Raw genomic sequence first — 14037 nt, forward strand, 5'->3', positions numbered from 1 at the left:
GAAAAGTGAACAGTGCCGGGGGCGCGCGGCCCCCGGCGAACCCTCAGCCACGCGATGGAAAATACCCTTGCAGAGCGATGCTGAAGTTGATGACCAGGAACGGGTTCATCACGCTCATGGGCTGGGTCCCGCCAGTGGAGGCAATCTCACCGGTGACGGTGGTGCTCACGCCCTGGAGTGCCACTGCCGTTGCTCCTTGTTGATCCGAATAGATATTCGCCGTCCCCGGTCCGCCACTTGAAGCGCCGATGAACGAGTTGGTTGCCGTTGGCACGCTCACGGGATTGCTCGAGGGGTTGGCCAGTTGCAGGGTCGTGGTGGCGGTCAGTCCGGACATCTGGTGGGTGTGGTTGGGCATGTTGCCGATAGTCGCGGTGACGTTTTCGGTACCGGAAATCTCGCCAATGGTGCGCGTGCTGAGATTAGTGCCGGTGCCTTGGGCCATCGGTAATCGACCTTGCAGGTTGGGTAGCATGAAGGTGGTCTGGCCGTTGCCGCCGTAGTTCACGCCAATCAGCGAGAACAATGCACTCCATTGCGAAATGCTTAACGTCTGACCATTGCAAAGGGCCCAGTTCTGGGGGGCGAAATCAAAGGCGAAAGGCTGGATAGTGCCGATAAATACTTCCATGAATCCTCATCCTTCAGGTTGGTGGTTGGCGCGCCACGCGGCTGCCAGACACTGGGGTGTCGACTCCTTTTCCTTTACGTGGCTCGGTCACGCCACGCCACAGCGTAGACGCAGATTATGGGTGTCGTGGCGAGGCTGTGTTTGCCCGATGGACGCATTCCCCAAGACAGTCATCGTTAACGTCCTTCACTGATTGCGCAAAGCTCGGTATCAAGCTGGTTTAGCTTCAAATTGATATCAAAACACCACTAGTCGAAACTTCATCGATCGACTACGCTTTGTCCTACAAAAAGGACTTAACGCCATGGTGAAGGAATTGCACCAGTTCCACTTTATTTCCGGTTTGCCACGCTCAGGCTCGACGCTACTTTCTGCCATTCTTTTGCAGAACCCGCGTTTCCATGCCGGAATGACCAGTCCCGTGGGTTCCCTGTTTTCCGGTGTTCTGGACCAGTGCAGCGCTGGCAGCGAGTTCGGCGCGGTGATCGACATCGACATGCGCCGCCGCCTGTTGCGCGGTCTGTTTGATTCCTTCTATGCCGACAAGGCCGACAAACCGGTGGTGTTCGACACCAATCGCCTTTGGAGCGCCAAGCTGCCGGCCATCAACGATCTGTTTCCCAAGGCCAAGGTGATTGCCTGTGTGCGCAACGTCGCCTGGATCATGGACAGCATCGAACGTCTTTACCGCGCCAATCCCTATGAAAACACCAAGCTCTTCGGCGATGCCGTCGAGCGCAACACCGTCTACAGCCGTTGCGAAACCCTGGCCCAGCGCAATCGCCTGGTGGGTTTTGCCTGGGCGGCGCTCAAGGAAGCCTATTACGGCGAACATGCCGACTCCTTGCTGATCATCGACTATGACTTGCTGACCCAGGCACCGGAGCGGGTGTTGCGGCTGGTCTATGACTTTATCGACGAGCCCTGGTTCGAGCACGACTTTGAGCACCTGGCGTACGACGCCCCGGAATTCGACCAGGCCCTCGGGGTAACCGGCCTGCACAAGGTCAGACCCAAGGTTGCCGTACAGGCCCGGCGCACCATCCTGCCGCCGGATCTGTTCAAGCAATACTCAGATTTGTCCTTTTGGCTCGATGGCTCTGCCAGCGCCGCCAACGTCATTCGTATGAAGTCCGACGCCGCGAACATTTGATCGCGGCGTTTTTCATTGATGCGTTACGTACATTCGTTCGAGTTCGGGTGAGCAGCATGTGGTGGAGCATTTTTGGCGGAGCAAAGGCAAAGTCACGGGTAACCGAAGGCCAGCGGACGCCAGCGGCGCCCATGATCATGTCCCTTGAACCGCGCATGCTGTTCGACGGTGCCGTCGCCGCCACAGTGGCCGATACCGCCGCCCAGACCGACAGCCATTCCACAGCCGATGCCGCCAAGGCGCCGACCGCCGATCACCCGACGGTCAGCAAGGATACCCATGGCCAGGCCGATGCCACACCGGCGGCCAGCCCCGTTGCGGTGCCGGGGCAGAGCGTGGTGTTCGTCGACTCCCGGGTGAAAGATGCCGACAGCCTGCTCACAGGCATCGCCCCTGGGACCCAGGTCGTGAAACTGGACGCGGGCAAGGATGGGCTGCAACAGATTGCCCAATACCTGGATCAGCATCAGGGCATCAGCTCGGTGCAGATCATCGCCCACGGTAACGCCGGCGACCTGTGGCTGGGCGACAGCTATCTGTCGGCCGACAACGTCGCCGCCCGCAGCGCGGTGCTGGCGGAAATCGGCAAGGACATCAACGCCGGCGGCGACATCCTGATCTACGGCTGCTACACCGCCGAAGGCGAGCGTGGCCTGAGCTTCGTCGATTCGCTGGCGCAAATGACCGGCCGCGATGTAGCGGCCTCGAACAACCGCACGGGTATTGGCGGTGACTGGGATCTGGAAATCGCCACCGGCAACATCGAGAGTGCCAATGTCCTCTCGACCACGGCCATGAGCGACTATCAGTGGGGCCTGGCCACCTGGACCGCCACCAACAACGCCAACACCGGAGTCGGTTCATTGCGCGCGGCGATCGCCTCGGCGCAGAACGGCGATATCGTCACCTTCAACAGCAGCATGACGGTGCAGTTGACGTCCGAGTTGCTGATCAACAAGAACATCACCGTTGATGGCGACTTGAACAACGACGGTGCGGCCGACGTGATTCTTGACGGCCAGTACAGGACTCGAGTGATTGAAGTGGCGTCCGGCAGCACCGTGACCCTCGATGGCCTGGTGATCACCCGTGGCCTGGTGTCGGGTACGGGCGGCAACGGTGGCTACGGTGCCTCGGGCGCGATGGCCGGGGGGATTTTCAACGCAGGGATTCTGACCCTGAACAACGTTACCGTGACCTCCAACGCCGCTTCTGGTGGCGGTGGCGGCGGCGGTGTCACCGGCGCTTTTTACGGCGGTGGTGGGGGCGGTGGCGGCGGTTTGGGCGGCCAGGGCGGCGGGCATGGCGGTTCGGCAGGGCCGGGTACCGGCACATTGGGCGGCCAGGCGGGCGGCGGTGGTGTCGGTGGATACGGCGGCGGTTATGACGCCACCCACATGGGCGGTCGCGGCGGTACCACCACTGGCGGGGCTGGCGGCGTAGGCGTTTCCTATTACAGCAACGGCGGTAACGGTGCGACGGCCACCAATGGCACGATTTCCATTGGCGGTGGTGGCGGCGGAGCCGGTTGGGACAAGGTGGGTGGCGCCGGTGGCAATGCGGTGGGCGGGATCTACAACGCCAGCAGCGGCACCATGACCATCATCGGTACGTCGACCATCAGCAACAACATCGGCGCTGGCGGCGGCGGTGGCGGTGGCGGTGGCCAAGGCAGCAATGCCAGCAATGGCGGCCTGGGCGGCCGGGGCGTCGGTGCAGTCTGGAACAAGGGCACGCTGCTGATCACGGCCGCCAACTTCGCCGCCCTGGCGGGTAATGCCGCGGCCAGTGGTACAGGCGGTACCGCGCAGGGTGGAGGTACAACCGGTACCTCGCCGACCTCTGTCGCGACCATCTACAACGACGGCGGCACACTCAACACAGCGTATGCGCCGCCACCGACCGCCACCATCGTGGTGGCCGACAATGCGCTGAGAATCGGCGAAACCTCGCTGGTAACCATTACCTTCAGCGAAGCAGTGAGCGGTTTCACCAACGCCGACCTGACCATTGCCAACGGGACTCTGACAGCGGTGAGCAGCAGCGATGGCGGCATCACCTGGACCGCGACTTTTACCCCGACCGCCAGCATTACCGACACGACCAACGTCATCACCCTGGACAACACCGGGGTGATAAACGGTCTGGGCACCGCCGGCATCGGCACCACCAACTCCAACAACTACACGGTCGACACCGTACGCCCGACCGCCAGCATCGTGTTTACCGACACGGCGCTGAGAGTCGGCGAAACCTCCCTGGTAACCATCACCTTTAACGAAGCGGTCAGCGGTTTCACCAATGCCGACCTGACCATTGCCAACGGCACCTTGACCTCGGTGAGCAGCAGCGATGGCGGCATCACCTGGACGGGGACTTTCACGCCGAGCGCGAGCATCACCGACACGACCAACCTGATCACCCTGGACAACACCGGGGTCAGTGACATTGCGGGCAACGCTGGCAGCGGCACCACCGACTCCAACAACTATGCGATCGACACCGTGCGGCCAACGGTAACCATCGTGGTGGCGGACACGGCGCTGAGAATCGGCGAAACCTCGCTGGTGACGATTACCTTCAGTGAAGCGGTCAGCGGTTTCACCAACGCCGACCTGAGCATCGCCAACGGCACCCTGACCGCGGTCAGCAGCAGCGACGGCGGCATCACCTGGACCGCGACCTTCACGCCTTCCGCGAGCATCAACGACTCGACCAACCTGATCACCCTGAACAACACCGGGGTCAGCGATCTGGCGGGCAATGCCGGTAGCGGCACCACCGATTCCAACAACCATGCCATCGATACACTCCGTCCGACCGCAACCATCGTGGTGGCCGACAATGCGCTGAGAATCGGCGAAACCTCGCTGGTGACCATTACCTTCAGCGAAGCAGTGAGCGGTTTCACCAACGCCGACCTGACCATTGCCAACGGGACTCTGGCAGCGGTGAGCAGCAGCGATGGCGGCATCACTTGGACCGCGACTTTTACCCCGACCGCCAGCATCACCGACACGACCAACCTGATCACCCTGGACAACACCGGCGTGGCTGATCTGGCGGGCAACGCCGGCAGCGGCACCACCGACTCCAACAACTATGCGATCGACACCGTGCGCCCGACGGCAACCATCGTGGTGGCGGACACGGCGCTGAGAATCGGCGAAACCTCGCTGGTGACGATTACCTTCAGTGAAGCGGTCAGCGGTTTCACCAACGCCGACCTGAGCATCGCCAACGGCACCCTGAGCGCGGTCAGCAGCAGCGACGGCGGCATCACCTGGACCGCGACCTTCACTCCTTCCGCGAGCATCAACGACTCGACCAACCTGATCACCCTGAACAACACCGGGGTCAGCGATCTGGCGGGCAATGCCGGTAGCGGCACCACCGATTCGAACAACTACGTCATCGACACGGTGCGTCCGACCGCCACGATTGTACTGGCCGATACAACACTGGCAGCGGGCGAAACCTCGCTGGTAACCATCACCTTCAGTGAAGCGGTCAGCGGTTTCACCAACGCCGACCTGACGATTGCCAACGGCACCTTGAGCGCGGTCAGCAGCAGCGACGGCGGGATTACCTGGACCGCGACCTTCACCCCGACCGTCGGCGTGATTGACTTGAGCAACGTCATCACCCTGAACAATACCGGTATCACCGACGTGGCGGGCAACACCGGCAGCGGCACCACCAACTCCGGCAATTACACCATCGATACGGTGCTGCCGACGGCGACCATCGTGGTGGCCGACAATGTGTTGAAAATCGGTGAAACGTCGCTGGTGACCATCACCTTCAGCGAAGCCGTCAGTGGGTTCTCCAACACCGACCTGACCATCGCCAACGGCACCTTGACCTCTGTCAGCAGCAGCGATGGCGGCATCACCTGGACCGCGACCTTCACCCCGAGCAGCGCCATCACCGACGCCACCAACCTGATCACCCTGGATAACAGCGGTGTGCAGAACGCCTCGGGCAATGCCGGCAGCGGCACCACCGATTCCAACAACTACGCCATCGACACCGTGCGCCCGACGGCCACCATTGTGGTCGCGGACTCGGCGCTGGCGGTGGGTCAGACATCGGTGGTGACTATCACGTTCTCCGAGGCGGTGACTGGCTTTACCACGGCCGACCTGACGGTGAGCAACGGTACCCTGAGCAGCCTGAGCACCAGCGATAACATCACCTGGACCGCCACCCTGACGCCAACGGCGAGCATCACCGATCCGACCAACCTGATCACCCTGGACAATACCGGGGTGATCGATGGGGTCGGCAACGCCGGTAGCGGCACCACCGATTCGAATAATTACGCGATCGACAGCCAGCGTCCGACGGCCACCATCGTCCTGGCGGACGCCACCCTGAGTGCCGGAGAAACGTCGTTGGTGACGATCACCTTCTCCGAGGCGGTGACCGGTTTCGACAACAGTGACCTGAGCATCGCCAACGGCACGCTCAGCGCAGTCAGCAGCAGCGACGGCGGGATTACCTGGACCGCGACCTTCACCCCGACCGTCGGCGTGAATGACTTGAGCAACGTCATCACCCTGAACAATACCGGTGTCACCGACGTGGCGGGCAACACCGGCAGCGGCACCACCAACTCCGGCAATTACACCATCGATACGGTGCTGCCGACGGCGACCATCGTGGTGGCCGACAATGTGTTGAAAATCGGTGAAACGTCGCTGGTGACCATCACCTTCAGCGAAGCCGTCAGTGGGTTCTCCAACACCGACCTGACCATCGCCAACGGCACCTTGACCTCTGTCAGCAGCAGCGATGGCGGCATCACCTGGACCGCGACCTTCACCCCGAGCAGCGCCATCACCGACGCCAGCAACGTCATCACCCTGGACAACAGCGGTGTGCAGAACGCCTCGGGCAATGCCGGCAGCGGCACCACCGATTCCAACAACTACGCCATCGACACCGTGCGCCCGACGGCCACCATTGTGGTCGCGGACACCGCGCTGAGCATCGGCGAAACCTCGCTGGTGACGATCACCTTCAGTGAAGCGGTGGTTGGCTTTACCACGGCCGATCTGATGGTGAGCAACGGTACTCTGAGCAGTCTCAGCACCAGCGATAACATCACTTATACCGCGACCCTGACGCCGACGGCGGGCATCACTGATGCAACCAACCTGGTCACACTGGACAACAGCGTTGTGCAGGATGCAGCGGGTAACACCGGCAGCGGCACCACCGACTCCAATAACTTCGCCGTCGACAACCAGCGCCCGACAGCTACCATCGTCCTGGCGGACGCGACCCTGAGTGCCGGCGAAACTTCACTGGTGACGATCACCTTCAGCGAGGCGGTGAGCGGTTTTGACAACACTGACTTGAGCATTGCCAACGGCACGCTCAGCGCAGTCAGCAGCAGCGATGGCGGGATCACCTGGACCGCGACGTTTACGCCAACCGCGGGCATAAGCGACGCCAGCAATGTCATCACCCTGGCCAATACCGGCGTGACCGACATAGCCGGCAACACCGGCAGCGGCACCACGAGTTCCGGTAACTACACCATCGATACGGTGCTGCCGACGGCGACCATCGTGGTGGCCGACAATGCGTTGAAAATCGGTGAAACGTCGCTGGTGACCATCACGTTCAGCGAAGCGGTCAGCGGTTTCAGTAATGCCGACCTGACCATCGCCAACGGCACCTTGACCTCCGTCAGCAGCAGCGACGGCGGCATAACCTGGACCGCGACCTTCACCCCGACCAGCGCCATCACCGACACCAGCAACGTCATCACCCTGGACAACAGCGGTGTGCAGAACGCCTCGGGCAATGCCGGCAGCGGCACCACCGATTCCAACAACTACGCCATCGACACCGTGCGCCCGACGGCCACCATTGTGGTCGCGGACACCGCGCTGAGCATCGGCGAAACCTCGCTGGTGACGATCACCTTCAGTGAAGCGGTGAGCGGTTTCACCAACGCCGACCTGACCATCACCAACGGCACGTTGACCGCGGTAAGCAGCAGCGACGGCGGCATCACCTGGACGGCAACCTTCACGCCTTCGGCGATCATCAACGACACGAGCAACCTGATCACCCTGGACAACACCGGGGTCAGCGACCTGTCGGGCAACGCCGGCAGCGGTACCACCGACTCCAACAGCTACGCCATCGACACGGTTCGCCCAACCGCCACGATCGTGCTGGCCGATACGACGCTGAGCGCCGGTGAAACCTCGTTGGTAACCATCACCTTCTCGGAGGCGGTGAGCGGTTTCGACAACGCCGACCTGTCCGTTCCCAACGGCACGTTGAGCGCGGTGAGCAGCAGCGACGGCGGCATTACCTGGACCGCGACGTTCACGCCGGACGTTGCGATCAAGGACACGACCAACCTCATCATCCTGGACAACAGCGGCGTCACCGATCTGGCGGGCAACACGGGTACCGGTACGACCAACTCCGCCAATTTCACCATCGACACCGTGCTGCCAACGGCCACCATCGTGGTCGCCGACAACGCCCTGAACATTGGCGAAAGTACGGTAGTGACCATCACGTTCAGCGAAGCGGTCAGCGGTTTCAGTAATGCCGACCTGACCGTCGCCAACGGTGCATTGAGCAATGTCAACAGCAGCGACGGCGGCGTCACCTGGACGGCGACCTTTACGCCCACCGCCAACATCACCGACGCCAGCAACCTGATCACCCTGGACAACAGCGGCGTGCAGAACGCCTCTGGCAACGTCGGCAGCGGCACCACCGATTCCAACAACTACGCCATCGACACCGTGCGCCCGACCGCTACCATCGTGGTCGCCGACACGGCCCTGAATGTAGGCGAAACCACGCTGGTGACGATCACGTTCGATGAAGCGGTGACGGGTTTCACGACCGCCGATCTGACCGTGGCCAACGGCACTTTGAGCAGCTTGAGCACTGGCGACGGCATCACCTGGACAGCGATCTTCACGCCGACTACCAACATCACCGATACCAGCAACGTCATCACCCTGGACAACAGCGGGATCGCTGACCTGGCGGGTAACGCCGGCAGCGGCACCACCGATTCGAACAATTTCAGCATCGACACCCAACGTCCAACCGCGACTATCGTGGTCGCCGACCCGACCTTGAGTGCTGGTGAAACGACCCTGGTGACCATTACTTTCAGTGAGCCGGTAAGCGGTTTCACCAACGCGGACCTGTCTGTTCCAAACGGCACGCTGAGCGCGGTCAGCAGCAGCGACGGCGGCATCACCTGGACGGCGACCTTCACACCGAACGCCGCGATCAACGACACGTCCAACCTGGTCACCCTGGACAACACCGGCATCGCCGACCTGGCCGGCAACGCCGGGACCGGTACGACAAATTCCGCCAATTTCACCATCGACACCGTGTTGCCAACGGCCACCATCGTGATCGCCGACAACGCCCTGAACGTCGGCGAAACCTCGCTGGTGACCATCACGTTCAGCGAGGCAGTGACCGGCTTCAGCAACGCCGACCTGAGCATCGCCAACGGCACCTTGAGCGCTGTGAGCAGCAGCGACGGCGGCGTCACCTGGACGGCGACCTTTACGCCCACCGCCAACATCACCGACGCCAGCAACCTGATCATCCTGGACAACAGCGGCGTGCAAAACGCCTCGGGCAATGCCGGCAGCGGCACCACCGATTCCAACACCTACGCCATCGACACCCAGCGCCCGACCGCCACCATCGTGGTCGCCGACACTGCCCTGAACGTCGGCGAAACCTCGCTGGTGACCATTACCTTCAGCGAAGCGGTGAGTGGTTTCAGCAACGCCGACCTGACCATCGCCAATGGCACCCTGAGCGCGGTGAGCAGCAGCGATGGCGGCATCACCTGGACGGCCACCCTGACACCGTTGGCGGCTATCACCGATACCAGCAACCTCATCCAACTCGATAACAGCGGTGTTCAGGATGCGGCGGGCAACGCCGGCAGCGGCACCACGGATTCGAACAACTACGCCATCGACAGCCAGCGCCCGACCGCGACCATCGTCATGGCCGACACCGACCTGCGTCCCGGCGAAACGACCCTGGTGACCATCACCTTCAGCGAAGCGGTCAGTGGTCTGGACAGTTCCGATCTGAGCGTCGCCAACGGCAGCTTGAGCGGGTTGAGCAGCAGCGACGGCGGCGTCTCCTGGACGGCGACTTTCACGCCGACCGCCAGCATCACCGACACCACCAACCTCATCACTCTGGACAACACCGGTGTCACCGACGCGGCAGGCAACGCCGGGAGCGGGGTGACCAACTCGGCGAATTACCTGGTGCAAACCAGTGTGCCGACGGCCAGCATCGTGATCGCCGACACGGCGCTCAAGGCTGGCGAAACGACCCTGGTAACCATCACCTTCAGCGAGGCAGTCAACGGTTTCAGCAATGCGGACCTGAGCGTCGTCAACGGTGCGTTGAGCAATGTCAGCAGCAGTGACGGCGGCATCACCTGGACAGCGGTCTTTACGCCAACCTCGAACGTGACCGACGCCAGCAACCTGATTACGCTCGACAATAGCGGCGTGGCCAATGGGTCGGGCAACATCGGGTCGGGCACCACCGATTCGAACGGTTTTACCATCGACACCGCACTGCCCACCGCGACCATCGTGGTTGCCGACTCGCAGCTCGGCATCGGCGAAACCACCACTGTGACCATCACCTTCAGCGAAGCGGTGAGCGGTTTCGACCTGTCGGACATCAGTGTTGCCAATGGCACGCTGTCGAACCTGAGCAGCAGCGATGGCGGCGTGACCTGGACCGCGACCCTGACACCGACCGCCAATGTCAGCGATGCAACCAACCTGATCGTGCTCGACACCGGTCGAGTGCAGGACGTTGCCGGCAACTTCGGTGCGAGTATCGCCATCTCCAACAACTACGCGCTCGATGCGACCCGGCCGACGGTGAGCATCGTGGTTGCCAACCCGAACCTCGGTATCGGTCAGACCACTACGGTGACCTTCACCTTCAGCGAGGCCGTCGGCAACTTCGATCTGTCTGATTTGAGCGTGACCAATGGCGACCTGAGCAATCTCGCCAGCAGCGATGGCGGCAAGACCTGGACCGCGACGTTCACACCGACGGCCAATGTCACCGACCCAAGCAACTTCATCGCGCTGGACACCCGTAACGTCACCGATCTGGTGGGCAATACCGGCAACTCGGTCGCAGTGTCGAACAATTACACACTCGACAGCGAGCTGCCGACCGCCACCGTGGTAGTCGCCAATCCAAACCTGGGTGTGGGCCAGACCTCGCAGGTGACCATCACCTTCAGTGAAGCGGTCAGCGGTTTTGATTTGTCCGACATCAGTATTGCCAACGGCACCTTGTCCGACCTGCGCAGCAGCGATGGCGGCAAGACCTGGACCGCGATGCTGACGCCGACCGCCAACGTCAATATCGCCAGCAATGCGATCAGCATCAACCGCGCCGGTATCAGCGACATGGCCGGCAACAGTGGCAGCGGCGTGAGCCAGTCCGACAACTTTGTCATCAACACGGTGCCGACCTCAGCGGTTGTCGTCGTAACGGTAGACCCCGAGTTCCAAAGCAGCACCCCGGTGACGCTGCCCGATGTGCCTAACGTGCCGCTGCAACCGACCATTTTCACGCCTCCGACGGGCAACCTCACTTCACCATTGACCTTCCAGCCATTGTTCGAACAACGGGTGATCGGCAACGGCATCCGGCCGTTGGGCGATATCTTCATGAACCACGGCGCACTGACCCCGAGTTTCATCGCGCAGGTTTTCACCAGCAATGACAGCGGTGGCGATGGTTCGGGGCATGGTTTCCTCGGATTCGGTGGCGGCGACGGCGGTGTGTTCAGCACCAGCACGCTGTCGAGCCTGTTCAATCAGGACAGCAGTGCAGAGCGCGATTCGTTGAACGCCTTTGGCAGTCAGTCGATCAAGTCCGGCGATGTTTCCCAGGGCCTGCGCGGGGTATTTGGCGCACCGACCCTGGGTCAGCAATTGCAACAACTCAAAGACAACGAGCGGCAGCAGGTCGACAAGCTGGCCGCCGCTCTGAAGCTGGCCGGCATCAGCGAAATGCAGGCCTGAAGAAAACTTTCACTTTTGATGCGGCACCCAGGGGCGATGCAAGGATGAAAAAAAGTCATAAGTTGTTCGGCGCCAGCCTGCTGGCACTGGCGATCAGCGGATGCGCAGTCACCAGTGAGCCGATCGAACGCAGTGTCAGTGAGCAGCGGGCCAAAAGTGACCTGCAAGCCATGTACAAGGGGCAGGAGCCTCTTGGCGGCCCGTTGACCCTGCACCAGGCCATGGCCCGTGCGGTGAAGTACAACCTCGAAGGCCGGTTGAAAATCATGGAAGAGGCCCTGGCCAAGCGTCAGCTCGACCTCGCCAGTTTCGACATGCTGCCGCGCATGGCGCTGGACGCCGGATACGTGGGGCGCAACAACGTCAACGCCTCCAGCAGCCAGAGTGTGCGCACCGGCACGCAGTCCCTGGAACCTTCGACCTCCCAGGACCGCGACCGTGATGTAGCGGACCTGACCATGGTCTGGAACGTGCTCGATTTTGGTGTCAGCTACATCAGCGCCAAGCAGCAGGGCGACCAGCGCCTGATCGTTCAGGAACGTCGACGCAAGGTGATCAACACCATCGTCCAGGACGTGCGTTCGGCGTACTGGCGGGCGATGGCTGCCGAACGCCTGCTCACACAGATCGACAGCCTGATGGCGCGGGTTGAGACCGCGCGCAACAACAGCCAGAGCATGAGCCAGCAGCGCATTGGCGACCCGGTGCAGGCCCTCGGTTATCAGCGCTCGCTGATCGAGGCGACCCGCCAACTGGAGGAGCAGCGCCGTGCGTTGTCACTGGCCAAGACCGAACTGGCAACCCTGATCAACCTGCCGATGGGCACGGAGCTGACCCTGGCGACCGATAACGGTTATGAGATTCCCGAGCTCAAGGTCGACCTGGCCAGTCTCGAACAGGAAGCCCTGACCAGCCGTCCGGAACTGCGTGAACAGGACTATCAGACCCGCATCAGCGCGGCCGAAACCCGCAAGGCCATGCTGCGCCTGCTGCCGGGCCTGGAATTCTCCGCCGGCGGCCATTACGACAGCAACTCGTTCCTGGTGGAGCAAGGCTGGGCCGATTATGGCGTCAAAGTCACCTGGAACCTGTTCAACGTGATCTCGGCTCCAGCGGCGATCGACGTAGCCAAGGCTGGTGAAGAAGTCGCCACGGCGCGCCGTCAGGCGATGTCGATTGCGGTGCTGGCGCAGCTGTATGTGGCCAATGCCAACTACCGCGAGGCCTTGCGCCAGTTCAAGACCAATCAGCAATTGTCGGACATCGACGGGCAAATCGTCGGTCAGTTGCGCAACCGTCACCAGGCGGACGGTATCGGCGAGCTCGATCTGATCCAGGGGGAACTCAACACCTTGCAGGCCGATTTGCGTCGTGACCTGTCCTACGCGGACCTGCGCAACGCCTATGGGCAGATTTTCGCCAGCGCCGGTCTCGACCCGCTGCCGGATCAAGTGCAATCGACACAAGTCCAGTCCATCGCCACGGCCCTGGCCAACCGCGAAGCGGCCTGGGCGGCAGGTGATATTACGGTGCCGGTGACGCATGCCCCGGTGCGCTGACGTGAAGGCCCCGACCGCCAGCGTCAGCCGGGCTCAGCGCGAGCGACGCAACGGTCATCGCGGCGCGGCCATCCTGCTGACCGGCCTGCCGGCGGCAGGCAAGTCGACCCTTGCACAAGCGCTGCACGCCGAGTTGTTTGCCCGCGGACTGCAAAGCGTGGTGCTCGATGGTGACGGGCTGCGGGTGGGGCTCAATCGAGACCTGGGCTTTGGCGACAGCGATCGTCAGGAGAACATCCGCCGCGCCAGTGAGCTGGCGTCGTTGCTGGTGGAGAACGGCCACATCGTGATCCTGGCGATGATCGCGCCCTTGGTGGAGTTGCGTGATGTGTTCGCCCGGCGACTCGGTGAGGACTACCGGGAGGTCTGGTGCAGCGCGGCCCTGGCGGTGTGCGAGCAACGTGATCCGAAAGGTCACTATGCCCGCGCCCGACGGGGTGAGTTGACCGGCTTTACCGGGGTGTCTGCACCGTATCAGGCGCCGGTCGATGCGGCGCTGGTGCTCGACACCGGGGTACAAACGGTCGAGGCCTGCCTTGATCGACTGCTGACCTGGCTCGCTGAGTCCGAAGTGCTGCCTTGGTCCTGACCGATCGG

At 62.2% G+C, this 14037-nt stretch carries 5 protein-coding genes; 4 read left to right on the plus strand and 1 reads right to left on the minus strand.

The window, feature by feature from the left end; all coding sequences use genetic code 11:
• Positions 1-43: 43 nt before the first annotated feature.
• Positions 44-631 (minus strand): phage tail protein, encoded by a 588-nt coding sequence (locus KW841_RS09600; RefSeq protein WP_218475537.1) that lies wholly within the window; start codon positions 629-631, stop codon positions 44-46.
• Positions 632-938: 307 nt separating this feature from the next.
• On the opposite strand from KW841_RS09600, the gene KW841_RS09605 reads away from it, so the two are divergent.
• From KW841_RS09605 to cysC, 4 genes are read left to right on the plus strand one after another with little or no spacing between them, the layout of a single operon-like run.
• On the plus strand, positions 939-1784 hold the full coding sequence (locus tag KW841_RS09605; RefSeq protein ID WP_102702434.1) for a sulfotransferase: 846 nt from the start codon (positions 939-941) through the stop codon (positions 1782-1784).
• A 56-nt stretch (positions 1785-1840) separates the two neighbouring features.
• A complete protein-coding gene (locus KW841_RS09610; RefSeq protein ID WP_218475540.1) occupies positions 1841-11881 on the plus strand; it encodes an Ig-like domain-containing protein in 10041 nt (3346 codons plus the stop codon).
• A gap of 44 nt (positions 11882-11925) precedes the next feature.
• Complete coding sequence (locus KW841_RS09615; protein ID WP_116582502.1) at positions 11926-13440, plus strand: TolC family protein; 1515 nt, start codon at positions 11926-11928, stop codon at positions 13438-13440.
• Positions 13424-14029: an adenylyl-sulfate kinase gene (gene cysC / locus KW841_RS09620; protein ID WP_218475542.1), complete on the plus strand. Its 606-nt coding sequence runs from the start codon at positions 13424-13426 to the stop codon at positions 14027-14029. Before KW841_RS09615 ends, cysC begins: the two co-directional genes overlap by 17 nt.
• Positions 14030-14037: the final 8 nt, after the last annotated feature.

The sequence above is a fragment of the Pseudomonas sp. PDM28 genome (assembly GCF_019219115.1).
Classification (GTDB): Bacteria; Pseudomonadota; Gammaproteobacteria; order Pseudomonadales; family Pseudomonadaceae; genus Aquipseudomonas; species Aquipseudomonas laurylsulfatiphila.